The sequence below is a fragment of the Enterococcus sp. DIV1315a genome (genome assembly GCF_051712325.1).
Taxonomy (GTDB): Bacteria; Bacillota; Bacilli; order Lactobacillales; family Enterococcaceae; genus Enterococcus; species Enterococcus faecalis.
This window is the reverse complement of the sequence record NZ_JBIOOS010000001.1, coordinates 1,051,030-1,074,546: the sequence shown is the minus strand read 5'-3', so window position 1 is coordinate 1,074,546 and position 23,517 is coordinate 1,051,030. Positions and strand designations below refer to the sequence as shown.

Genomic DNA, 23,517 nt, shown 5'->3' with positions numbered 1-23,517 from the left:
CTTAACATCTAAGTGCTAACTACATATACTAATATAACAAGTCCTTACCTTTTTGTCAAGGGAAATACGCAACTTTTTAGCACTCTTAACGCAAGAGTGCTAATCGCTGCAAACCACCTTCAAAAACCATCAATACCAACTTTTGTAATAAAAAAATCATCGAAATGCTTGGTCACACTTCGATGATTTTTTTATTTTTTTACTCTTTTTCACTTAACAAAAATGCTTCAAAAACATTATTCCCCACAAATAGTCCTTTTTTCGTTAAACGTAAGATATCTGCTTCTTCAATTAATAATTCTTCTTTGATTAAGCGTTGAATGACCTCTCCATAAATTGCTTCAATTGGTTCCTGAAATTTTTGTTGGAATTTTTGTTTAGAAATGCCTACTTTTTTACGTAAGCCTAAAAATAGCTCTTCTTCTATTTGATTTAGACGAGTTAATTCTTCAGTCTCCACAATTGGCAATTGATTTTCTCGCAAGGGTTTCAAATAATGTTGGATTGGACCGTGATTTTTGTAACGAGTTTGCCCAAGATAGCCGCTGGCACCTGCGCCAAATCCATAGTAGTGGTCATTATTCCAATAAGCTAGATTATGCTGGCTTTCTTTTCCTGTTAAAGCAAAATTACTGACTTCATATTGATGCCGTCCTTTTTTCTCCATTGCTTCAATCGTTTCGTCAAACATCTGTGCTTCGATTTCTTCTTCAGGCAGCTGTAACCGTCCTTGGCGAACCCAGTTCATGAACATTGTTTTATTTTCAAGAATTAATGAATAAAGCGAATAGTGTGGCAAGTCCAATGCTAAGGCTCTTGTCAAAGTATCGCGAAAACTTTCCAATGTTTGTCCAGGTAAAGCATAGATTAAGTCGATACTGACATTGGTAAAATTTTCTTTTTCTAAAAATTTCATTGTTTCATAAACATCTGCGGCGGTGTGCTTGCGACCGATTTTTTTGAGCAAGCGATCATCAAATGTCTGAACGCCCATCGAAAGACGATTGACGCCATAGTTTTTCATGACTTGTAATTTTTCTTGGGTTAAATCTCCAGGGTTTGCTTCCACCGTAAATTCATTTCGGTCATCAAACGTTAGCTGTTCGCGAACCCCTTTTAGTAGCACATCTAACTGTTTCGCTGATAATGAAGTTGGCGTGCCTCCGCCAATATAGATGGTTTTCATTTCTTGTTCTGGATACAATGCTTGCGTAAGTTGAATTTCTTTTAATAAACTCTGAATATATTCATCAACTGGTTGTCCTTCTAAAAAGACCTTGTTAAAATCGCAATAATAACAAATATGCTCACAAAATGGAATATGAATATAGGCCGACCGATTGAACATCGGCGTTGAAGTTGAAAGTTGGTTTGTTTTGGTCATTAGCTCGTTTTATCTCCTTATTACCAAAAAGCTCGTTCTTTTTGGAAAGTCTCTACTAGCCATACTAACTGTAAATGACAAATAAATCCATAAAAAAATTCGCGCAGCCACTTAAAACAACAACGAGGAGCTGTCATAAAAACCGACACCTCCTCAACCTTGAAAGAAAAGTAAAAAAATTTTTCTATATATAATAGTACAAATCAGTTACAGTAATTGACCGTAACGTTTGACGTATAAAACTTTAATGAACGCAACCAGTGCTAAATAAGCAACAATTGTCGGGATTAAATACAAGAAATAGCTTGGTGATAAACCGACAAATCCTAGTTCTGCACCGAAAGCGGTAAAGGGTAAAACAGTTCCGAGAACAATCCCTGCTGTAGTGACTAACGTCATAATTCCAGAAGCACTACTTTGAAGGAAAGGCATCTTTTCTGTTCGTAGGAAATGCAAGACGAGCATTTGGGACCATAAGGACTCAATGAACCACCCTGCATGGAAAATACCGATAAAGAGCAATTGATCTGCTCCATTTAATTCAAAGAATGAGCCACCTAGGATAGCCGGACACACAATGAAATACATAAATAAATAGGTAACAATATCAAAAATAGAACTCGTTGGACCAAACCAACGCATAAAATTACCAATTGATTTTGGTTCCCATTTTTTTGGTTTTTCTACGTATTCTTCATCTACTTTGTCCCAAGGAACTGACATACACGAAGTATCGTAAATAAGATTTAATAATAGCGATTGAATCGGAGCAATCGGTAAAAATGGTAAAAAGATACTTGCTGGGATCACGGAAAAAACATTGCCAAAATTAGAACTTGCTGTTAATTTGACGTACTTCATCGTGTTCGTAAACACGCGCCGTCCAGATAAAATTCCTTTTTCCAAAACCATTAAATCTTTTCTCAATAAAATTACATCTGCCGATTCTTTTGCCACATCGACAGCTGTATCAACAGAGATTCCTACATCAGCAGCACGCATTGCTCCAGCATCATTTATTCCATCACCTAAAAAGCCAACAGTTTGACCATTTTCAGTTAACGCATTTACAATACGAACTTTTTGGTCAGGCGTAATTTTGGCGAAAATATTATACGCTTGAACGGTTTTTCTTAATTCTTCTTGGTTTAATTGTTGAAGTTCATTTCCTGTAATAATTTTTTCGCCAGCCAGACCAACTTCTTTACAAACAGAATGCGTCACATACTGATTGTCCCCCGTTAATACTTTCACAGCTACATTATGTTGATGCAAGGCGTGAATAGCTGCCGCTGCTGTTTCTTTTGGCGGATCCAAGAAGGCAAGATAACCTTGTAAAATCAACTCTGATTCATCTTTAGTTGTATACTCCCATTCAGCCGCTTCGACTTTTTTATCGGCAATTGCTAGAACGCGCAAACCATCTCGATTTAAAGCTTCAACGTCTTTGGTAATTTTTTGACGTAGCGTCTCTGTTAAAGGCACAATTTCGCCATCTAAAAGTACCTGTGTGCAGACCAAGAGCATTTCTTCAACCGCACCTTTGGTAATTAAGCGTGTTTCTCGCGTTTTAAACTCTTTGATAATCACGCTCATTCGACGTCGATTGAAATCGAAAGGAATTTCATCTACTTTATAAAAATCATCTGATTGTATATCACTTTCTTGTGTCGCCGCTTGAATAACGGCGTTATCCATTAAATTACGCAAACCTGTTTGAAAATAACTGTTTAGAAATGCTAAATCCAAGACTTTTTGATCTTCTTGGCACCCAATATTATAGTGGTATTCTAAAATTACTTTATCTTGTGTTAAGGTACCTGTTTTATCCGTACAAAGTACATCCATCCCGCCAAAATTTTGAATGGCATTGACATTTTTCATAATCGTGCCTTCTTTAGCCATTTCTCGAGAACCTTTGACTAAATTGGTTGTTACAATCATAGGTAACATTTCTGGTGTCAAGCCGACAGCTGTGGCAATCGCGAACATTAATGCTTCCACCCAATCGCCTTTTGTTAACCCATTAATTAGAAAAACAGTCGGCGTAATGACCAACATAAAGCGAATCAGCACCCACGTTGTTTTATTAATTCCTGTTTCAAAACTCGTCTGCTGCTGCTCTTCTCCGTTATCAGAAGCCATCCGTCCGAATAAAGTTTGATTACCAACTTTAATGACAATGCCTAAACCAGTGCCACTAATGACATTTGTTCCTAAAAACAAAAGATTGTCGTATTCTGTATCAATTTGATCACTATCTTTTTGATGAGTCGCGTGTTTTTCAATGGGAAAACTCTCTCCAGTCAAGGATGATTGGGAAACAAATAAGTCCTTAGATTGGATTAAACGTAAATCGGCTGGAATCATATCGCCAGCGGATAGTTGGACTAAGTCGCCACACACAACTTCCTCAATAGGAATTTCCATTTGCTTCTTGTCACGAATGACTGTCGCTGTAACTTTAATCATATTTTGTAATTTTTCAACTGCATTGCTTGATTTGACTGATTGTACAAAACTCATCGTGCCGCTTAAGATGACCATCGCTAACATAATTAACACGCCAGTAACATCTTTTTCCTCTGGCGCAGCATAGACATATTCTGTAAAAAATGAAATCGTGGCTAGTGCTAATAACACCAAAGTAAACGGCGTGATATACGATTTTATAAAAAGTCGCAGCCGTGAAGCTTTTTTTTCATTCATAATTTTATTGCGGCCATAACGTTCTTGTAATTCTTCAATATCTTGGTGTTTAATGCCATCCCAAGTTGAGCCGAAACGTTGTAAAACTTTTTCTACTTCTGAATGGGCAAACTTTTTGTAACTATAGTCATGGCCCAAGTGACGCATTTTCTTTTCCATTTTCTTTCACCTCATTTATCTGTTGTTGACTTGAATTGACGATCGGTTCATCTTCCATTTTCCTCACCCTTTCCACAAAAAAAGACACGCTGAAAACTCAACGTGTCAAAGAATAATCGTTCTTATCGTTGAGCTTTAGCACTATACAACGTAAAAAGCGATTGCTTTTAGCTACCTTAAGAAAAGCCTTCATTCGACAGTTCCTGTTCTACCCATTGGCGTCTCTCGACATTTTTGGGCAGTAGCCTATGTTTGTATAGGAGCCTCACCTAACAAATCTTATTTAATTACAACAGCAAGTATAATTCTTCCTTGAAAAAATAACGATATAGAAAAAGTTTTTAGCAGATAACTTTTTGTCCCTTCAGTAACAAAAAGAAAAATAATCCGCTTATTTACTATGGTTTTCTGGTATGATTCGTATTTATTCATAGAATCATAACTGGTTAAATTAATCTAAAGACCGTCAGATAGCCTTGTCGAGAAGCTTTTCTTCTGCTATTTTTTGTATAGTTAAAGAAACGGCGGTGAGGAAAATGAAATTACAACAACTAGAATATTTTATGGCAGTTTCAAAGTATGCGAGTTTTACTTTAGCTTCTCAAAAGCTCCATACGAGTCAACCTTATTTAAGTACCCAGCTCAAGGAGTTGGAACGTGAATTAGGTGCTTCATTAATTTTAAGAGACAAGAAACATTGTCGGCTTTCTCCAGCAGGCGAAGTCGTCGCCAAGCGAACAGAAATGATTTTTGCACTCATTAAGGAAGCGCAAGAAGAAATTAATGAATTAGTGACCCAAGGTTCGACAACGACCATTCGGATTGGAACAAACTTAATTGATATAGATAAAGCATTTGGAGAAGTCTTGTTGTTATTTAATCAATCCTATCCGTATGTAAGTATTGATTTTAAGTATTATTACGATCTTGAAACAGCCTTGGAAACAGATTTAATTGACATTGGGATTGGGATATTTTTGGATACCTCGATTCCATTAGAGAAAGAATTAATTTATACAGAAAGCTATCTCCTTTGTGTCAATAAAAATCATCCTTTAGCCCATGCCGATAGCGTGACGATTGACGAAATTCGTTCTTTACCTTTTGCTGCATATTCCGATCAAGTATATGAAAAAAAAGTGTTTAAACGTTGGGAACGTAAAATCAATTGGGAAAATCGGCAAATCGTCATCGAACTCCCTTCTCTTCATTTAGTCTTAGACATGGTCCAACGAGAAAAAGCCTGTAGCATCCTTCCCTATTCACTCACTGATGAACTAAACAGACGTAACTTAGTTGGTATTCCTCTGGAAGATAGTCCAGAACGAGCCATCTATTTAGTTCAGAATAATCATCACGGACATTGTGAAGCACACCGTTATTTATTCGAACAATTACGTTATTTATTCTAGGAATAGAAAAAGGAGGAATTCCCATGGAACTATTTCGTTTACATTATTTTTTAGAGTTATGCAAAGTGAAACAATTTACTAAAGCAGCCGAAAATTTAGCAATTTCTCAAGCTGCATTAAGTAAGCAAATAAAAATTCTTGAAGCAACGTTAGGCGCTGAACTTTTTAATCGCCAAGGTCAAACTACCACCTTAACACCAGCTGGATTAATTTTAGAAAAATATTGTTGGCGCATCACCAATGAGTTGGTCTCAATTGAAGAAGAGCTAAAAGAAATTAATCATTCTTCCAACCATATTTATGTAGCCACTTATCTCTGTGATTTAGAATATAAATTGAATGACTTACTAATGACAACATTAACGGATCGTTCATCCAACTTACAAGTCCACACTATTATTACAGAAAATATTCTTCAATCCTTGGAAACAATGGATGCAGATTTTGGTATTTCCTTTGCTGACTTACCATTACCTGAACATATTGGTAAAATTGATTTATTTACAGCAAATTATCAATTCATTTTAAGAAACGATCATCCAGCTTTGGCAAACGCCACGACGGAAGAAATTTTAAAAGAACTAACAATGTACCCCTTCGTCCGTTTAAATACCGAATTTTCCGAGCAAAACAAATTAACCAATTGGCTAGATACTACGTTTTCTAATTTTTCTCCAGAGAAAGTCATTCAAGTGGATACTCTTTCACTTATTACTCACTTGGTGTCTCATTCCGATAGTTTCGCTATTGTCCCCGAATACACAAATATTCAACTTTTAGACAATTCGATTCATACACTAACTTACCAAGAACTACCTAAACGAAACATGGCAGTTTATTATTTAAAAGAACGTTACATGAGTCGACAACTTCAACAACTTTTGGCTGAATGCCAAAAACAATTTCAATAGTAAAAACCAAGACTAGAGCTTGTCGGCAAGCGAGTTCCAGTCTTGGTTTTTATTTGTGTTTTCAGGTAGCGGCTTCTCTTCCTTTGACAAATCCTAAAGAAGTGATAGCCATTACTAACGAAGTGCCTCCTTGACTTAAAAACGGAAGCGGAATACCTTTTAACGGCAACAGTCCAATCACCGCACCGATATTCTCCACCGTTTGAAAGACCAGCGAAAAAATAAGGGCGACACAGATGTACATACAGAAACGCGAATTGCTCCGCAAGCCAGCTACTAAAACTTGATAAAACAAGTAAAAATAGAGAAAAACAACAGTGGCACTGCCCACAAAGCCCCAGGCTTCCCCGATAAAAGTAAAAACCATATCAGACTCACGAACAGGAACATACACTTCAATCCCATGCACACCCTTGCCAAATAAACCACCCGAACCAATTGCCAATAAACCTTGTACTTGTTGATAGGAGATTTTATCGACATAATCATAGGGATGAATCCATGCTAAAATTCGATCCAATTGATATTGTTTAAAATGTAAAAAGAAGAGTACTTTGTGCCCCCACTCTGTAAAGACTAACAGAATCAAGACCACGCCTAACGTTGCTAAAGCACTGAAAATAATGATTAAAATTTTGCGATCAATTCCTGAAATAACTAAAAGAGATAGAATAATCGTTACGAAAACAAGGGATGTCCCAAAATCTTTTTGTACCGCCATCAAGAAAAAAACAGGGACACTAACCGCAACGATTTTTTTTAGAAGTTGCTTGTCTGAACGCCATTTATCGGACCAGTCTTGTTGCTCGTGTTGGACAATAATTTTTGCCAACATTAAAATAAACGCAATTTTCGCAATTTCTGATGGCTGAAATTTAATAAACCCTAAATCTAACCAGCGCTTTGTGCCCGTCAATAAATACATTCCTTTGTCATAGGAAAAATACAAAGCACTCATTAAGATTAATGAAAACCCATAGAAAAAAGGAGCTACTTTCCAAATAAACTTCTGTGACAGCCGACTAGCTAAAAACATGCCTGCATAGCCAACAAAAATAAAGAAAAGTTGTTTTAATGCTGGCACAGTTCCATCTTTTCCTTCATTAACGGCAATCCAATATTGCACACCAGAAGATAAAAGTGTGAGTAAAAAAATGGGCAATAATAAATCATAATTAAGATGTAAGTTGAATTTTTTTGTATTGACCATTTAACTGCCGCCTTTCGTTTGCAATAATTTTAATGACGATTCCTAATGCCACTGAAAAGATTAAATAACTTGTCCCACCGTAACTAACAAACGGTAAAGGAATTCCCGTCATTGGAATCAAACCCAAAACGCCACCAATGTTAATCGCCGTTTGAGCTAAAATCAAGGTCCCAACTCCTAACAAAAACAAGCCGTAACAATGATTTTTTATTACACAACTACTCCGCAAAATCGAGGCCGCTAAAAATAACAAAAGAAATAGTAATAGTAAGCCGCCAATCAAACCAAGTTCTTCCACAATCACCGCAAAAATAAAATCGGTTTGACCTTCTGGCAAGCCACCTTTTTTTACCATACCATTGGCTAATCCAGTGCCCCAAAACCCACCGTTATACATTGCTAAATAGGCCATTGAAGGCTGAAATCCGCGATCATGAAAGGATAAAAACGGATTTTTCAAAACAACTAAGCGGTCATACACATGCGCAAAAAAATGTGGTAAGTAGCGGTGATCGCCTAGAAAAATAATTATTTTAGAAAGAAGCGCCGCGCTAGCAACGACAATCCCCGCAGCAATTACACTAAATTTTGCATGAATACTTGCTGAGAAAATCAAGACACTGCCAATAACTAAAATAAGAATAGCCCCGCCAACTTTGGGTTGAATCAAAACTAAAAATGCAACGACCAAAACAAACAGCCATTGTTTCCTTAACTGCTTCGTTGTCAAGCCATTTTCTTTTTCACCTAAATAACAGCTCAAGTAATAAATAATCGCAAAATTACAAAGTTCTGATGGCTGAAATTGGATCCCAAAGAGAGAAATCCAACGTTGTGCGCCATTCGCTGCTACACCAAAAAAAGGTAGTCGAACCATTAACAGTAATAGTACCGAAACTAAAAGCAGACCAATCGCAATTTTTTTATTAAATAACACTTCTAGTCGAACTTTGTAGATCACGAACATTAGCACCCAGCTGAGACACATAATAATGCCTTGTTTAATAAACACAGCAGTGGGCTTCACGCCTTGCATCAACAAGTCATAGCTACTGGCGCTATAAATCATTAACGCGCCAATAATACTTAATATAATAAAGGTCAAAAGAATTTTTGTTAGACCTAAAGTACGTAGATTCATTCTCTCACCTCTATCTTTTTCTAATTAAATCAATCTTACCAGTCTGAGTTAGAAAACAAATAGAGAGTTTTTTATAGAACTATTACTAAGCTTACATAACAAAAAGTAGCTAGACTTGGTTCATTTCACCTAGTTTCGCTACTTTTAAAAAAAGCCATTTATATAATTTTTGTGTGTTGCTCACATTTCTGATAAATTTTTCCAAACTTATCTCTTTCTAAATACTGATAATCTACTAAATACCGTCTCAAAAGTGCATAATCTTCATAGATTTCTCTAAGTCGCTGATTGACTTCTTTTTCCGTATATTCTTTCCCAAATTCAAATTGGTTGGCCACACGTTGAAACACTTGGACTTTTTTCGCATTTTTCTTGGGAATAACCAGCAACTTTCCTTCTTTAAAAAAATTTTCAACCATGTTTATTCTCCTTTTTTTGTTTTGACTATTGTTTAGAAAATTGATGATTCAGTTTTTCTTTCTGTTTATCGGTCCATTTGCCAGCGACTTCATTGACAATTGTTTCAGCAAAATCACCTACTTTTTCTCCCGTAATATTTTTGATAGGTGTTCCGTTAGCAGCTCCTTCTTCAAACAAATCAAGTAAATCAGTCAACGCATTGAACATATTGGCTCCGCTATGATCTGAAAAATGCCATGCATATTTTTCAATTTCTTGAAATACTTGTCGATACTCTGCTGGTAATGCTGCAATCCGTCGTTTATATTCTTTGTACTCTTTTTTATCCCCAACAACTTTTTTGATCAACGCTTTAAAATCTGACATGCTCTATCCCTCCATTTTTTTCATCTTGTTTACTTGTTTTGAAAGCAACGTCCACCGCTGCCAAAAATCAGCGAGTTCTGCTTCTCCTGATGAGGTTAAGCGATAGAACTTCCGCATTGGTCCTTTTTCTGAAGGCTTTTTTTCAGCTATAACCCATTGATTTTTTTCTAAACGCAGTAAAATCGTATAAACGGTTCCTTCAACAATTTCAGTAAACCCTTGGTCATTTAAAATTTTTGTAATTTCATAACCATATGTTTCTTTCCTTTGGATGATGGCTAAAACTAAACCTTCTAAAATGCCTTTTAGCAACTCTGTCTGCTTCACTGCTTTTCCTCCCTAAACTACTCTTTAGTACTATGTACCACTACATAATAATACTGAGTACCGGTTCTGTCAACTACTTTGTAATAAAAAGTAGTAAAGGAGCGTGGGACAAAAATCACTTTGGATTTTTGCTCCACGCTCAAAAACTAATAAACGGCGGGAACAGAAGCAACTCCTTCGGAAATAAGCCGAAATTCTCCAAAAATTATAGAACAATTTTCGGAAATTCTTTCTTATTTCTCGGAGTTAAACACTTCTGTCCCGACCTCCTTATTATTCTTTATTCATTTATTCCGAGTTCTGCTTCAAAGGCTTCTAATTCTGCAGGGTGTGTTTCTGGATAAGCAAAGCATGTTGAAAAATGCCACTCCCCACCACTTGTGCCAAAATAACCTGGCAGTAATTCCAAAGCCAATAATGCTTCTGATGTTTCTTTTTCCGGTAACGTAATCTGAAAAGTAGTCGCTGGAACAAAACCGAACTTCGTATAGTAAGTTGGATGGCCCAGGATAATCAATCCGCCGATGCCTAATTCTTTGGCCTTCTGCACAGAATGCTTAATTAACGCTGAGCCTACGCCCGTGTTCTGTGCTTCTGGATGGACACTTAGCGGCCCAACGGTCAAAACAACCTTTTCTGTATGATCAGGTAATCGTAGTTTGGCTTTTGAAGACATAATATGACCCGTTAATTTTCCTTGATCAGTTTCTGAAACTAAGGACAACTCCGGAATAAAGTCGGCACTTTCTCTTAATAAATGCACGATAAAATGCTCTGTGGGACGCCAGTTTTCGGTCAAGTTTAATTCCTTGAACGCTTGATACGTTAAACGCTCTACAGCTTGATACTCTGCAGGTTTTTCTTGACGAATCTTCATTATTTGTCCTCAGATTGTTGGAAATAGTCAGCCGCATCTCGTTCATCTTGTTTTAATTGGTCGATCAAAGCTTCAGCCCCATTGAATTTCACTTGGTCACGTAAATAATGATTCCAACGAACCACCACTTGCTCACCATAGATGTCTTGATGGAAGTCCAAAATATAGACTTCCACGGTTAAATCGCGTCCTTCTCCAAAGGTGTCATTATGACCAATTGAGCCCATGCCGACATACCATTTGCCACCGACTTCGATTTGCACAGCATAGACACCAATTCTTGGTAAGCGCACGGTGCTTTTCACTTTGACATTAGCGGTCGGGAAACCCAATAAACGGCCACGAGCATCGCCATGGACAACTGTTCCTTCTGTTTCATAAATATATCCTAACAACTCCGTGACCTCCTCCATTTCGCCGGCTTCCATTTTTTCGCGAATTCTTGTTGAGCTAATTTTGGCACCAGTCATTTCTTCTTTTGGTACTGTCACCACTTCAAAACGGCCTTGCGCATAAGTTGGTAACTGTTTGACTCCAGCGATTTCTTTAGGACCATACGTATAATCAAACCCAGAGACTGCCACTGCACTATTTAAATTAACGATATACTGATCGACAAAATCTTGCGGTTTTAATTGAGCAAACGCTGAAGTAAATTCGACAATATATAAAATATCAACGCCCAAGTTGGCCATTAGGCGTTCTTTTTGTTCCAAGCTAGTTAAATATTTCATATTTTCTGGTAAAACTTTTTGAAAAACGATTGACGGGTGTTGGTTGAAGGTCATCACAGCTAACTTCAAGCCTTTTTCCTCAGCAATCTTTTTACCTGTTTCAATTACTTTTTGGTGGCCTTTGTGAACACCGTCAAAAAAGCCTAGGACCATCACGACTTCTTCATTAGGAATTTGATTGGGTTCATAGGGATGATGTAGTTGAATAACTTGCATGTGCAAAAACTTCCTTCTTTTTTATTTAATTGTTCCGTAGAACTTTACTTGGTTTCAATAATTTATCATGCGTTGGGTGTGGCATGTATAAACTAACCACTTGATTTTGGTAAAATAAGGCGACTAAGGATTCTGGCATTGCCTTTATTCCTAATTCTTTTTTGTGCAAACGCATGCCATTTTTTACTTTTTGATACAATTCATCTGATAAATCAATTCGTGGGAATTGTTCTACTGCTGTCTCAATGGGCAACAGGCATTGATCGATTGTTTCAGCAGCCATTTGTTTGGCTACTTCTTCTAACGTTAAGCATTGCGCAGCTTGCAAACCGCCACTTGCCGTTCTCGTTAAATCCGACATATGGGCAGGATAGCCTAATTTTTTGCCAGTATCCACTGATAGTGTCCGCACATAGGTTCCTTTGCCACAGAGCACTTTAAACCGCCAACTTTGTGTATGAGCGGATTCGTTAAAAATTGGTTCACTAGTGCGTTCAAATGAATAAATCATAGCTTTTCGTTGGGGCCGTTCAACTTCTTCCCCGTTCCGCGCATATTCATATAAACGTTTACCATTGACTTTCACCGCAGAAAACATCGGTGGGATTTGTGTGATTTCACCTGTCATTTCGGCCATTGCTTGATCAATTTGTTCAGTTGACAGAGGTGCTGTAACTGGTTTTTTTTCAACAATTTCGCCACTAACATCTTCGGTTGTCGTAGCAAATCCAAGTGTAATTTCACCTTCATAGGTTTTGCCAGAATCTACCATGTATTCGATCACTTTCGTTCCTTTGCCAACGCAGATGGGTAAGACCCCTTCGACATCTGGATCTAGCGTACCACCATGACCAATTTTTTTGGTATGTAAAATTTTTCTCAATTTAAATACGCAGTCATGACTTGTCATGCCACGTTCCTTCCATAACGGTAAAATGCCGTCCATTATAGTTCCTCCAGTTCCGATAATACTAACTTTGTCATTATAGCATAAAAGTACCTAGCTTCGCAGTCTCCGTTGCTTATTCCCTTTGGCAAAATCTCTGTTAAATGCAAAAAAAGCCACAAACTCTGCTTTTATCAGAGTTTGTGGCTTTTTTTAGCTAGTAAATGATCCCCATGTATTCTGTGCGTTGCCATCGTTTGGTCCGATTGGCAAATAAATTCTCGCGCCTGTCGTATCTGTTCCACCAATAAAAACATACCCATCTGCAATATAAAACGTATCGTAATAAAAGCGAGTATTTTTAGGCCAAATACCATAAATTGGGGCTGACAGGCTAGGTTGTCCTGCTCTTAAAACAATGCCTTCGTCCACACCAATTAGAAATGATTTCTTCTTTTGCGGGCGCCAAAGTTCAGCAATGTCGCCGTCGTTCACATAACCTAACAAATGTCCGCTATTTTCAATACGGTAAAGGTTTTGTCGGCCGGGTAATTTCGCTGTAATTGTTCCTACCTGTGTCCAAAGTGCCTCTGCTGATAGATGTTCATTGATTAAAGCATCTGGTGTTGGATAGATTGAAGTGAAACGAATTGCTTGTCCTACTTGATATTTTGGTGCATTAGGTTTACCCGGCTGAATAATGACAGTCTCACCTGTTTCAGAAACGCCCGTTTGTAAATCTTGTGCCAACTGCGCTTTACTAATCCCCCAACGCGCTAAATAACCATAAGGATCTGTATGATCTCCCCACCAATTTTTTGTAATCCAATCATGAGTGACTATGCCATAACCTGTTCCATCGTCCAGCGAAAAATCAGCACCAATGTTCTGAGCCAAATCACGGGCCAAATTAACATAGGCAGCATAATCTTTTTTAAATGTCGCCGCATTATTCGTTCGAGCCAATTCGATTTGCGCATAGGCTTTTTGATTAGCTAAAGAACCTGCGCCATATTGAATTTGGCCAGCAGGAGCTAATTGTTTCACTCGTCCACCAGATCCGACAAAATATGAGACATAAGCATTTGACCAATTTCGTTTCATATAGGCTACTTCATTGTCTAAACTGTGTGGTCCTAGGTTCCGCTCGTTTCCTGATTCATGTAAAACAATTAATTCATTGCTTGCAGAGCCTGGAAAATAAGTAAAGTTGATTGGATCCGCTTCGATGGTGTAAGCGCAAGCCATCATCGGAATCGTTAAACTTAAGCCAATCACTAAAGCAAGTTGAATCATTAATTTTTTAAACATAGCATGCTCCTTTCTTAAAAAAGCCATGAAAGGAAAGTCAAAATAACTTCCCTTTCATGGCTTAAACCTGCAGATAAATGGCGGGACAGAAGTAATTTCTTCGGCGATCAGCCGAAAGTTCTACGTTTGTCCCGACCACTTCTACTTAATCATCTTTATTTTTTAACTGAATAAATAACTCTTTTAACTTTTTCGGCATAGGAATAAAGGTCGCAATATTTTCAAAAAAAGAAAGTCCTTCGTTCGCAATGTAAAAAATCAGAACCATTTCCCGAATTGGCAAATTGTTCCCCACAACTTTTTCAACACGAACCGCTACAGCAACCACAAATAACATCGTCACTTTTTTCGCAATTCCGAGCATACCAATCCGACTGGACAATTCTTTTGTGGCGATTGCCTTAATCCAACCTGTGATGAAATCGACAATAATTAAAAAGAGGAAGACATCCAACAATTGATCTAATCCACCTAATAAACGTACGACAATCCCACCGAAAATGCTTAAAAGCATTGTTATTGTGTTGAGATAACGTTCCATAAAAAGTCTCCTAAACTAGCTTGTTATTTTGTCGGAAACGGATCGTCCGTGTACCAACTTCCTTGTAGGTAAATATTTCCAGCACGGTTAGCACCAAAAAGAATTCCTTGATTTCCCATCTCATATAAACCAGCACAATTCGGTTGAGGGAATGTATATTGCATAGCAGTTAACGCCAAATTCCATATTCCCTTTGTAATCTTCGTCGATAATGTATATCCTGTTGGAACAGTAAACACTTTAACCAAATTATTATTCAATTTCGTTGGATCACTCAAATTACATCTTACAAATGCATCGACACGATTTCCTACCCTAATTAATACAAATTTCATATTATCCTTATTAAAGGCCGCCTGATATTTTGCCTCGACTTCACCGACTCCACTAGCTTCATAAATGGCCATTCTAGAGGATTCCAAAGGCAAACCATTGACGGTTGGCATAGTTACAAAATTCTTCACCCCAGCAATCTCTTGATCACCTGTTTGTGTCACAGCTTGACCTTTAATCGCTTCCGCAACGTTTTTCGGGTGCATATATTTACTCGTTAAAGTTCCCGCGACTGCTTCGCTGTCTGATGCGAAGCCATAATTTTCTACATTGCCTAGCCCCACTTGTTCAGCGTTTACTTGGTGCGGATTATCTTGATTTTCCACATGGGTCTTGAGTTGCTCTGCTTGAACAAAACCACTCTTCGCTAAAACCGCTTGGGCATCAACAGACAGACCAATATGAAGCCCCACGTAATCAACTTCTACGCTGGCTGGCGTTACCCCATTTGATGAATCTGTATAGCTCATTAAATAAATGAAACCTTCATCTGTGATAAAATTCTGATCATTGATTTGAATTGAAAAATCGCCGAACTCTTTTGCTGATTCTTGGATTTGAGTTACCCAATTATCCGTAGTTGGTAAATACGTAGCGATTTTAATCGTTTGATTATTGGGCGCAGCGGCTTTCACACGTTGATTAATCGTAAAAAATTGAACGTTCTGGCGAATAAACGCCACCGCCTCGTCAGTTGTGAATGTTTCAAACATTTGTGGAATTAATTTTTTAGCGGCTTCAACGAGATTGAAGGCCGCTAATTGTTGCGGAATCACACCGCTTTGGGTGGAACCTGTTTTCACACCCTCATCATCACGGCTGGCCATTTTATTGTAGTCCGCTTGGGAAACTTCCTCCCAAACGTCTGTTGGCTTCTTAAGAATTTTAGCCGTAAAATCAGTGGAATAACTGTTTGCATTGGTGGCTGTATTGCCGGCCGTTTTACCGTTAAAGTCTAACTTCAATTTGACAGTGGTTGGCTTAGCCAATAAAGAAATACCATCTGCTTTTGTCATACGGTCATTCAAATCAATTTGAAGACGATTCGCTAAGGTAGCTTGTTTGATGCCTTGTGTATCTGTGCGTGCTTGGACAATTTCTGGATTACTATCACCTGCTTCTGCTACTAATTGATCGAAATCATTTCGTAAAGTATCAAATTCTTGTTTATTATTATTTGCCGTTGAAACTGCATTTCCTGCCATCGTGATGGCTGTTTTGGCATTGTTCATCGCTTGGTTGGCTGTTTCATTTGCTTGATTGCCTGCATCGGTGGCAATTTGTACGGCTTCTTTGCCAGCTTCATCTGCGATGTTTTTCGCTTCAGAAATTCCATTCGTTAACTGGACTTGGTAAGCATCAACTTTCTCAGCTGATGCATTCGACTGATCCAAGATTGCATTGATTTTAAGGCGACCTTGATTCAGGGTATCTAATTCTTCAATATGTTCTACTGACATTTCGTCACACTCCTCTAGTTTTCATTATTTTATTAAAACTGGCCACCCAATTGGGATTGAATATACACACGACAGATGACCGAAGCATCCAACCATAGTGGCTGATGAGAGAAAAATTGAAGCGTGTGATTGCCGCGTTCGATTTTTCCATCTGTTGTTTTTCGTAAATAACTCAAAATATTTAGCCGTTGTTGTTGCAATGATAGTTGGGGTAATTTTTTGCCATCCACTACCAAATCAATATTCGTTACAGAATGCGAAGGTCCTTTAGCAGTTGCCTTGAACGTTAATTCTGCGGTGTTTATATAAAGAATGTCCTCGTCAAAGTATAAATTCAGCTCCACTGGCTGTGTCTTGCTAAGTTCTCCTTGTATTGAACGATTTAAAAGTGTCGTCGCCCCTTGTGCGTAAGTTTCGCTAATCTCTTGTTTCCGACTGAAAGCTGTCATGGTACTATGAATTGTTTCTTGCAGATTTCCCAACTCTAGCTGAATGTCTTGGGGGGCACCAAAGACATCTTTTTTACTTTCTTTTTTGATACGAAGGTTGACACTCCCAAATTCATTCGTATTAATCATGATAACCGTACCCAACCGCAAACGATCGATTGCCAAAGGTTGATCTGTTAATTTAATTAAATCAGCTGCAGTCACTACCCAAGAAACTTGTGGCTTGGTCCATTCTTCTAACATTCGCAAAGCATTTTCCTTTAATGCCTTGGGATCAGAAAAACGCTGTTCTACCCAAATTGACTCCAATAAACCATAGCGGTCAATTGCGGCCTTGTTCTCTAAATACGGAACCCCTTGATTGACCGAGCGAATATTGACTTTGTTAACACCTTCGCCTGAACCTAATGGATAAATCCGATTGATTAGCATCTTGGGATTACGTTCTATTTCAAATCCTTGCATATTGTAACCTTCTTGAATTCGCGCAACTGGTTCTGTTGGTGGTTTGACTAATGAAAGTTCAAAAGGATAGACCTCTGTATTCCATTGCCAAAGATATTCCTCTTCGAAATCGGCTGGGATGCTAAATAAAGGCTCGACTAGCCCGTTTTCATTCTCCCATTTATAGGTTAATTTCCTTGAAAAATCACATTTTTTTAGGACCCAATGCTTTGTTTTTTGTTTATTTAATAGAAATTGAATGGCCTCTTTCGTTGTTTTGTTTTTAATTTCGTGACAACCAAATAGGACAGTATCGCCTAAGGTACATAATGCTTCTGTGGCAGAGTAGTGAATTTGATTATTGTTCGCATCTTTCTTAATTGTGGTTGGCATCACGCGATATAAACCAATATATTCATTCTCATTGTCGGTCAGTTCCACCCATTGCATTTCTGCAATAAATTCATTTTTAGGATCATCTAGCGGCATGGTAAAATCTAAACTGCCAATTTTGTTCTCTATTTTTTCATAACTGACTTGATAGGCATTATCCAAGATTGCCGTATATGTTCTTTTCAAATCCAGCGCCATTAACATTTAATCACCCTCCTACACAAATCGGTTAGGATAGCGAATCGTCAAGCGGAAGTCGCTATCTTTGGCTTGAATATACAGCGGTTCATTGGGATATAGATAAAAATCGTTCATTGGTCGAATCATCGGTGCACCATTTTTTGTCAGATAAAAATTTTCAGTATCAATGATAATTTCCGAACGATCAAAGTCTCCTAAGTTAATTGTATCGTTCCGTGTTTTAATCCAAACACCACGTCCGGTTCCTGATAAAATAATGGTCGGTTTGACTTTTAATCCTTCGACCGTAGGATAAATTTCAATTGGCCGAACTTCTTTGCCTAAATCCCCCATCGTGTAGGCCCGATTTTGAAAGGTAATCATGGTTGATCCCCAATAAGCCCCGCCTTCAATTAAAATTGGAAAATCAACTGCACCTGAGCCTGTATTCCCCATTAAGTAATTCGCTTGAAATGTAATGGTTGGCGAACCCCACATCACACTAGTCGCATCACTCCGTGTATATTTATACGGATCAGAAAGCAATAAAGTAAAGGTGCCTGTTACTTGGTTAACACCTTCGGGTACATCACTCACTGAAGACTTACTGCCAAACCACAGCATTTCCGGTTCATCGTTAAACCAAATAGAAACGTCTTTTTCCGTAAACAAAGCAACGTTTAAATGATTAAATGCATCTCGAAACGCTTCATTATTCACAGCTGAAAGGCGATATTTGACTGTTAATTCTCGTTCTGGAATTCGCGCATAAACGTGACGTTTACCATCACGAATCCCTAATTGATAGCTTTCAATTTCGCTTGGAACTAATTCTCGTCCTGAAACTGATAATGTTTGATAGCCAGGGATGACTTTTTCTAAAAATTGGCCGTTAAAATTCAACGCTTCTGAAGGAAGAGGCGTTGAATGAGTTGCTTGATTGGTATCAACAAATTTATACATGTTATCCTCTCCTTCCTAAGCGGTTATTTTGTTTCACTTGTTGTCGTTGTAACTCTGTTGCTAAATAAGGCGCCGTAGTTGCTGCGACAACTTTTCCATCTAACGTTGACTCTACTGTCACAAATAATGGTCGATTGTATGCATCATTTTCTAAACGATGGTCAATCGTTGCCGTGAAGTTTCCTCGACCAGCTAAGTCCAAGGCAAAATCATTTAACAGCGGTAAATCTAAAATAGAAGCCATTGCTCTACTAACGGCTGTTTCGCCTGCATAAATCCCCGTGGCAATCGTGCCGCCGAAATTCAATTTATGCAAATCAGATAAGGGACCTTCTTTTGCTGGTGAAAATGGTAAAAAGTTACGAATTTTACTGACGACCCCATCGATTGCTTCTTTGGCTTTTCCAATTGCGCCTGTAATTCCATCAGCAATCATACCGACAATATTCGCACCGGCATCGGTGAATTTTGAAAACCAACCTTGGATTGCTTGCCAAGCACCTTCAATTACAGAACCAATGGCATTTTTTACCTGATCGGCTGCATTGGTAACCCCATTTTTGATATTTTCAACTAACTGTCCGCCCGAAGCTAACAGTTGACCAAAATAAGAACCAATCTTCGTGATCATTTGTGAGATTAATGTTCCTGCTGCGGACAACAAGGCACCCAATAGACTGAGTACACCATTAATTAAGGCTTGAATCAGTTGAATCCCAGCACTTAATAACTGTGGCAACGCATTGATTAACGCACCCATTAAAGCGGTAATGAGCGTAATTGCTGCAGTAACCAGTTGCGGTAAAATTGAAATAATCCCTTGGATCAAAGCCATTAGCAATTTGACGCCTGCGCTGATGATTTGTGGCAAGGCACCTATTAAGGCATTTACCAATGTCAAAATTAAGGTAATAGCTGCCGCAACTAAGGTTGGTAAAATCGAAATAATTCCTTGAATTAACGCCATTAACAATTTGACACCTGCGCTGATAATCTGTGGTAAGGCACCTATCAACGCTGTCACTAACGCTAGAATAATCGTCAGCGCTGATTGAATTAACTGAGGTAAAATCGTCATAATCCCAGTGATTAATGCCATCAAAATTTGTAAACCAGCAGTCAAAATCAACGGTAACATCGTAACAAATGCATTGACTAAGGCCGTGATAATTGAAACACCTGCTGTAACTAGCATTGGTAACGCTGTGACAAAAGCTGTCACTAATGTAGTGATGATATTAATCGCTGCAGTTGTAATTGTTGGCAAGGCGGTGACAATCGCATTAACTAAAGTCATTAATAAGCTCAAACCAACTTCTATCAACATTGGTAAGACTGTTGTAATCCCCTGAATCAACGTAGTAATAATTTGTGTTGCCGCTTCAATTAAGACTGGCAAATTGGCAACGATCGCACCAACAATTAACGTAATTAAACTAGATAACGCGGTGACGATGCTTGGAATAGCTTCTGTTATTTTCCCGAGAATACTGGTTAAGACGGTTGTAAAAAGTTGTATAACTTTCGGTAGATTAGCTGCCAGCATTGTTGTAACCGATGTAATCGTGTTACCTAAATTATCAAAGACTTGGGTAATACCACCCGCACTCAAATCACCGGTTTTCATCCAGGCCGTCACGAATGAAACAATCAAGGAAATAATTAGACCAAACGGCCCGGAAATTCCTAATGCAGCCAGTGCAACCTTTGTCAGAACTTTTACCAAAAGACCAACCGCTAAACCAGCTTTGTCAAAGGTGCCACCAAATTGCCCTAATAAGTTACTACCTAATTGCAAACCGCTGGCAAAAACGCCTGTTAGCACACGACCAATTGTTGAAAAAATAGTCGCCATTTTCTCTAAGCCTACTGCAAAAAATTGTTTAAAAACTGCCATTACTTGCTGAAAGGCCGGCTGGATCTGTTGTAGCAGTCCTACCAATTTGCCAAACGCCGCTGAAACAGCTCCTTGAATGGCACTAGCTAAGCTATTGATACTATTTCTAAATGTTTCATTGGTTTTATAGAAATAAACAAACGCTGCTACCGCTGCTAAAACGGCTGCTACAATTAAAATTAATGGTCCTCCACTTAAGGCACTAAAACTAGCACTTAGTTTTGATAAGCCACCACCTAACTTCCCAATGTTTCCTTTTACAAGAACCAAACCATCACTAAACTGTTGAAATTTTTGCTGAGCCATCGTTACCATAATCAACATGGGCCCAATGGCGGCTAAAATGCCCATAATGGCAACAATAAAAACTTGGACGGTTTTTGGTAATTTGATAAATAAATTCACCAAAGCTGTAATGCCTTTGACGACTGTGATAACCACTTGAACCAAAATTTCCATTCCTGGAGCCATCACGCTTTGAATCACTTGTGCTGCCGCTTCAAATGATTGATTCATCTGAGTCAATGCCTCTTGCAACTCGCCTTGCAATGAATCAGAAATCCCTCCTGCACTGGCCATAATCAGTCCTTGCATTCCTTGAAATTCGCCACTGACCCCAGCACCGACGCCCATAGCTGTTTTTAAAACGTTCAGCATAGGTAAGGAAACGGCACTAGTCATGGCCGTCCCAAAGCTCAGCATATTATTTTGTGCATTAGTAAAGCCATCAGAGGTTTCTTTCCCCGCTTTTTTAGCTGCTTCACCGGCTTGTTCAGCAGAATCTGTTAACGCTGTGTTCATTTGATCTGCTGCCTTTGCTGTTTCGTCTCCTGTTTTTTTCACTGTTTCTCCAGATTGTTGCATGACGGTTTTAAATGTGTTCATGACCGTGGCTGACTGATTGACACCCGCACTAATTTTCCCTAAATATCCACTTAATAAGGCATACTCACCGCTCATACTTTTTAATGCTTGTTGGACGCCTGCAAGGCTTTTCTTTGCCTCCGACAACGGCGTTTTTTCTTTGTCATTCTCCATCTACTCTCCTCCCTTCTCGATAGCGGCGTAGACGCTCTGCCACAGTGGCAAGTTGCGTTTTTTTCCGCTCATTTAATTTCGTTCGTTGTGGCTGGTTAGCTACCAGAACTTCAGCAACTCGTTTTTCATAATCATAAAAACTTTTAAAGCTTTCAAAAACGGGTTTTCCTTTTTTGTTTGTCGCTTGCGCTTTAACATTTAAGTAGGCAAGCTCGTGCCTTTTCCGCTCTTCATCTACTTCTGCTAAATTAAAAGCAATCATTCGTAATTCAAATTCAGACATGGTCATCCGATCCACTTCTTCAAATGAACGACAGCCTAAGTAGCGAAAAGCAGAAAGAGCGATGTCGTGATACACGTCATCGCTCGTTTTAATTAGTTGGTCGCTTGCGCTTCTGCTTTCTTCGCTTCTTTGCTGAACTGATCGATCATTGGTTTTGTAAGAGGTTGCTTTCCCATTTCTTTAAGCAAATCATCTGAAAGTTTTTTGACATCTTGGGTCATTAACCATGCTTCAATTTCCGACTTACCTATTTTTAATTGCCCACTTTGTAAAGCTTCCATGATGTCAACTAAGATTACTGGATTGTATTGGCGTAAATAAATCATTGCTGAACTGATGCCCATGCCGAATTTGGCAGCGCCATTTTCAATTTGGTAACGTTTATCTAATTCGCGAATCGCGCCAATCGTAAATTTCACTTCAATTGTTTTTCCGTTAATCTCTAAATTCATTTTTTATCCTCCTAAAATTCAACACTTTTTGATTATTCGCCAGGTTGTGGTGCTTTCTCTGGAACGGTATCTTGGAACGCATATTGTGCTTCCGCAATAATATCTGCTTCTACTGTTGCAAAGCCATCTTGTGGCTTGCCATTAATAGAGGCTTCTGTTTCGATTTCTACTAATTCTTCTACATTGGCTGGTAAACTCCATGAATTTACATAACCTTGGGCATAAATTGCTGGATATTTACCTTCCGCATTTTTTTCACCTTTTAAATCAACGTCCCAAAATTCCATTAAGATGCCATCTTCAACTGCGTCTTTCATGTATAAATTTTCATCATCTCGAGAGGCTAAACCGCTTAACGATAACGTAACTTCTAAACCAGATACAGCATTCGCAACGCCATCTTTTGTTTGCGTACCGCTCGATTCACGTGAGAATTCCCATTCATGTTCAATTTGAAATAAGGGTTTCATTGCTTTCTTTGTCGCTGCTTCGTCCAAGCGACGAACTAATAAAATACGGTCTTTTCCTTGCATAACTTCTCCCATTGATAATTCCTCCTAGTAAAATTGCATGTGTAATGGTAGTACAGCATGCCAAATTGTTTTTTTCATTTGTTTGGTATCTTTTACCATTTGTGCTTTGACTTCTTGATGTTTGATACCCCAATTAAAATGAGCCGTTCGTTTTAAGTTACTGGTTGCCTGCCGTAAAATCGTTCCTTTAATTGTAGAAATTTGTTGTCGTTCAGATAACGCACCATAAACATGCATTATTAATTCAATTTCTCCCAAAATAGCTGATTTAGTTGGCTTAGGTAATTCTTTACTATCACCTAAGTAAACAAATGGCTGATCTGGTAAATCTGTCGGCAGTTCCTCTAGCAACAAAAATCCTGACGTCTGGCAGATTGCAACAAGGGCTTCATATAACTCTTGTTCCGCTTCATTCATTTTTAGCGCCACCTTTCCATTCAAAAAATTCAGGATTGGTTAACAAATTGGCTCTCTTCTAGTCAAAATGA

Annotated in this window: 22 protein-coding genes and 1 riboswitch; of the genes, 2 read left to right on the top strand and 20 right to left on the bottom strand. The window is 38.4% G+C overall.

What is annotated here, in order from left to right:
- Positions 1-199: 199 nt before the first annotated feature.
- Both hemW and mgtA read right to left on the bottom strand, forming a co-directional pair.
- Positions 200-1,348: a radical SAM family heme chaperone HemW gene (gene hemW, locus IGJ03_RS05215; RefSeq protein WP_181366911.1), complete on the bottom strand. Its 1,149-nt coding sequence runs from the start codon at positions 1,346-1,348 to the stop codon at positions 200-202.
- 243 nt (positions 1,349-1,591) lie between these two features.
- Complete coding sequence (mgtA, locus tag IGJ03_RS05210) at positions 1,592-4,252, bottom strand: magnesium-translocating P-type ATPase (protein ID WP_002357830.1); 2,661 nt, start codon at positions 4,250-4,252, stop codon at positions 1,592-1,594.
- A gap of 113 nt (positions 4,253-4,365) precedes the next feature.
- Positions 4,366-4,536: riboswitch (M-box (ykoK) riboswitch) on the bottom strand.
- A 252-nt stretch (positions 4,537-4,788) separates the two neighbouring features.
- Between mgtA and IGJ03_RS05205 the strand changes: the two genes are divergently transcribed.
- Both IGJ03_RS05205 and IGJ03_RS05200 read left to right on the top strand, forming a co-directional pair.
- The gene (locus tag IGJ03_RS05205) at positions 4,789-5,664 is read left to right on the top strand and encodes a LysR family transcriptional regulator (RefSeq protein ID WP_002382245.1); all 876 of its coding nucleotides are present in this window, start codon (positions 4,789-4,791) and stop codon (positions 5,662-5,664) included.
- 23 nt (positions 5,665-5,687) lie between these two features.
- Positions 5,688-6,575, top strand: a complete 888-nt coding sequence (locus tag IGJ03_RS05200; RefSeq protein WP_010824580.1) for a LysR family transcriptional regulator — start codon at positions 5,688-5,690, stop codon at positions 6,573-6,575.
- A 61-nt stretch (positions 6,576-6,636) separates the two neighbouring features.
- Here IGJ03_RS05200 and IGJ03_RS05195 read toward each other — a convergent pair whose 3' ends face one another.
- From IGJ03_RS05195 to IGJ03_RS05110, 18 genes are all read right to left on the bottom strand, one after another.
- The gene (locus IGJ03_RS05195) at positions 6,637-7,785 is read right to left on the bottom strand and encodes an FtsW/RodA/SpoVE family cell cycle protein (protein ID WP_002357833.1); all 1,149 of its coding nucleotides are present in this window, start codon (positions 7,783-7,785) and stop codon (positions 6,637-6,639) included.
- Positions 7,751-8,926: an FtsW/RodA/SpoVE family cell cycle protein gene (locus IGJ03_RS05190; RefSeq protein WP_002357834.1), complete on the bottom strand. Its 1,176-nt coding sequence runs from the start codon at positions 8,924-8,926 to the stop codon at positions 7,751-7,753. The genes IGJ03_RS05195 and IGJ03_RS05190 overlap by 35 nt, the downstream gene beginning before the upstream one ends.
- A 158-nt stretch (positions 8,927-9,084) precedes the next feature.
- Positions 9,085-9,345: a DUF2087 domain-containing protein gene (locus IGJ03_RS05185; RefSeq protein ID WP_002360471.1), complete on the bottom strand. Its 261-nt coding sequence runs from the start codon at positions 9,343-9,345 to the stop codon at positions 9,085-9,087.
- Between the two features lie 25 nt (positions 9,346-9,370).
- Positions 9,371-9,712 carry a DUF1048 domain-containing protein gene (locus tag IGJ03_RS05180; RefSeq protein ID WP_002361700.1) on the bottom strand — a complete coding sequence of 114 codons (342 nt, stop codon included), beginning with the start codon at positions 9,710-9,712 and terminating at the stop codon, positions 9,371-9,373.
- A 3-nt stretch (positions 9,713-9,715) separates the two neighbouring features.
- Complete coding sequence (locus IGJ03_RS05175) at positions 9,716-10,039, bottom strand: PadR family transcriptional regulator (RefSeq protein ID WP_002357837.1); 324 nt, start codon at positions 10,037-10,039, stop codon at positions 9,716-9,718.
- A 280-nt stretch (positions 10,040-10,319) separates the two neighbouring features.
- Positions 10,320-10,916 (bottom strand): GNAT family N-acetyltransferase, encoded by a 597-nt coding sequence (locus IGJ03_RS05170; protein ID WP_174125739.1) that lies wholly within the window; start codon positions 10,914-10,916, stop codon positions 10,320-10,322.
- Positions 10,916-11,866: a riboflavin biosynthesis protein RibF gene (gene ribF, locus IGJ03_RS05165; protein WP_375804701.1), complete on the bottom strand. Its 951-nt coding sequence runs from the start codon at positions 11,864-11,866 to the stop codon at positions 10,916-10,918. Before ribF ends, IGJ03_RS05170 begins: the two co-directional genes overlap by 1 nt.
- Positions 11,867-11,891: 25 nt before the next feature.
- Positions 11,892-12,812: a tRNA pseudouridine(55) synthase TruB gene (gene truB / locus IGJ03_RS05160; protein WP_375804700.1), complete on the bottom strand. Its 921-nt coding sequence runs from the start codon at positions 12,810-12,812 to the stop codon at positions 11,892-11,894.
- A gap of 153 nt (positions 12,813-12,965) precedes the next feature.
- On the bottom strand, positions 12,966-14,090 hold the full coding sequence (locus tag IGJ03_RS05155; RefSeq protein ID WP_375804699.1) for an SH3 domain-containing protein: 1,125 nt from the start codon (positions 14,088-14,090) through the stop codon (positions 12,966-12,968).
- Between the two features lie 118 nt (positions 14,091-14,208).
- A complete protein-coding gene (locus IGJ03_RS05150; RefSeq protein WP_002357842.1) occupies positions 14,209-14,604 on the bottom strand; it encodes a phage holin family protein in 396 nt (131 codons plus the stop codon).
- Positions 14,605-14,627: 23 nt separating this feature from the next.
- On the bottom strand, positions 14,628-16,397 hold the full coding sequence (locus IGJ03_RS05145; RefSeq protein WP_375804698.1) for a hypothetical protein: 1,770 nt from the start codon (positions 16,395-16,397) through the stop codon (positions 14,628-14,630).
- Positions 16,398-16,429: 32 nt separating this feature from the next.
- Positions 16,430-17,887, bottom strand: coding sequence for a phage tail protein (locus IGJ03_RS05140; RefSeq protein WP_002397217.1), 1,458 nt, complete (start codon positions 17,885-17,887; stop codon positions 16,430-16,432).
- Between the two features lie 12 nt (positions 17,888-17,899).
- The gene (locus IGJ03_RS05135) at positions 17,900-18,826 is read right to left on the bottom strand and encodes a distal tail protein Dit (RefSeq protein WP_002377703.1); all 927 of its coding nucleotides are present in this window, start codon (positions 18,824-18,826) and stop codon (positions 17,900-17,902) included.
- Position 18,827: 1 nt separating this feature from the next.
- On the bottom strand, positions 18,828-21,761 hold the full coding sequence (locus IGJ03_RS05130; RefSeq protein ID WP_429861468.1) for a phage tail protein: 2,934 nt from the start codon (positions 21,759-21,761) through the stop codon (positions 18,828-18,830).
- Positions 21,751-22,119, bottom strand: coding sequence for a hypothetical protein (locus tag IGJ03_RS05125; protein WP_002366558.1), 369 nt, complete (start codon positions 22,117-22,119; stop codon positions 21,751-21,753). Before IGJ03_RS05125 ends, IGJ03_RS05130 begins: the two co-directional genes overlap by 11 nt.
- A gap of 17 nt (positions 22,120-22,136) precedes the next feature.
- Positions 22,137-22,496, bottom strand: a complete 360-nt coding sequence (locus tag IGJ03_RS05120) for a tail assembly chaperone (RefSeq protein ID WP_002357848.1) — start codon at positions 22,494-22,496, stop codon at positions 22,137-22,139.
- Between the two features lie 32 nt (positions 22,497-22,528).
- Positions 22,529-23,041: a phage major tail protein, TP901-1 family gene (locus IGJ03_RS05115; protein ID WP_002369526.1), complete on the bottom strand. Its 513-nt coding sequence runs from the start codon at positions 23,039-23,041 to the stop codon at positions 22,529-22,531.
- Positions 23,042-23,053: 12 nt separating this feature from the next.
- Positions 23,054-23,470 carry a hypothetical protein gene (locus IGJ03_RS05110; RefSeq protein ID WP_002382237.1) on the bottom strand — a complete coding sequence of 139 codons (417 nt, stop codon included), beginning with the start codon at positions 23,468-23,470 and terminating at the stop codon, positions 23,054-23,056.
- Positions 23,471-23,517: the final 47 nt, after the last annotated feature.

Excerpts from the sequence above, each read along its gene's own strand:
- mgtA (WP_002357830.1), bottom strand. The coding sequence starts at position 4,252 with ATGGAAAAGAAAATGCGTCACTTGGGCCATGACTATAGTTACAAAAAG.
- ribF (WP_375804701.1), bottom strand. The coding sequence starts at position 11,866 with ATGCAAGTTATTCAACTACATCATCCCTATGAACCCAATCAAATTCCT.
- IGJ03_RS05140 (WP_002397217.1), bottom strand. The coding sequence starts at position 17,887 with ATGTTAATGGCGCTGGATTTGAAAAGAACATATACGGCAATCTTGGAT.
- IGJ03_RS05155 (WP_375804699.1), bottom strand. The coding sequence starts at position 14,090 with ATGGCTTTTTTAAGAAAGGAGCATGCTATGTTTAAAAAATTAATGATT.
- truB (WP_375804700.1), bottom strand. The coding sequence starts at position 12,812 with ATGGACGGCATTTTACCGTTATGGAAGGAACGTGGCATGACAAGTCAT.
- IGJ03_RS05150 (WP_002357842.1), bottom strand. The coding sequence starts at position 14,604 with ATGGAACGTTATCTCAACACAATAACAATGCTTTTAAGCATTTTCGGT.
- IGJ03_RS05200 (WP_010824580.1), top strand. The coding sequence starts at position 5,688 with ATGGAACTATTTCGTTTACATTATTTTTTAGAGTTATGCAAAGTGAAA.
- IGJ03_RS05170 (WP_174125739.1), bottom strand. The coding sequence starts at position 10,916 with ATGAAGATTCGTCAAGAAAAACCTGCAGAGTATCAAGCTGTAGAGCGT.
- IGJ03_RS05195 (WP_002357833.1), bottom strand. The coding sequence starts at position 7,785 with ATGGTCAATACAAAAAAATTCAACTTACATCTTAATTATGATTTATTA.
- IGJ03_RS05190 (WP_002357834.1), bottom strand. The coding sequence starts at position 8,926 with ATGAATCTACGTACTTTAGGTCTAACAAAAATTCTTTTGACCTTTATT.
- IGJ03_RS05130 (WP_429861468.1), bottom strand. The coding sequence starts at position 21,761 with ATGGAGAATGACAAAGAAAAAACGCCGTTGTCGGAGGCAAAGAAAAGC.
- IGJ03_RS05180 (WP_002361700.1), bottom strand. The coding sequence starts at position 9,712 with ATGTCAGATTTTAAAGCGTTGATCAAAAAAGTTGTTGGGGATAAAAAA.
- IGJ03_RS05205 (WP_002382245.1), top strand. The coding sequence starts at position 4,789 with ATGAAATTACAACAACTAGAATATTTTATGGCAGTTTCAAAGTATGCG.
- IGJ03_RS05115 (WP_002369526.1), bottom strand. The coding sequence starts at position 23,041 with ATGGGAGAAGTTATGCAAGGAAAAGACCGTATTTTATTAGTTCGTCGC.
- IGJ03_RS05185 (WP_002360471.1), bottom strand. The coding sequence starts at position 9,345 with ATGGTTGAAAATTTTTTTAAAGAAGGAAAGTTGCTGGTTATTCCCAAG.
- IGJ03_RS05145 (WP_375804698.1), bottom strand. The coding sequence starts at position 16,397 with ATGTCAGTAGAACATATTGAAGAATTAGATACCCTGAATCAAGGTCGC.
- IGJ03_RS05120 (WP_002357848.1), bottom strand. The coding sequence starts at position 22,496 with ATGAATTTAGAGATTAACGGAAAAACAATTGAAGTGAAATTTACGATT.
- hemW (WP_181366911.1), bottom strand. The coding sequence starts at position 1,348 with ATGTTCAATCGGTCGGCCTATATTCATATTCCATTTTGTGAGCATATT.
- IGJ03_RS05135 (WP_002377703.1), bottom strand. The coding sequence starts at position 18,826 with ATGTATAAATTTGTTGATACCAATCAAGCAACTCATTCAACGCCTCTT.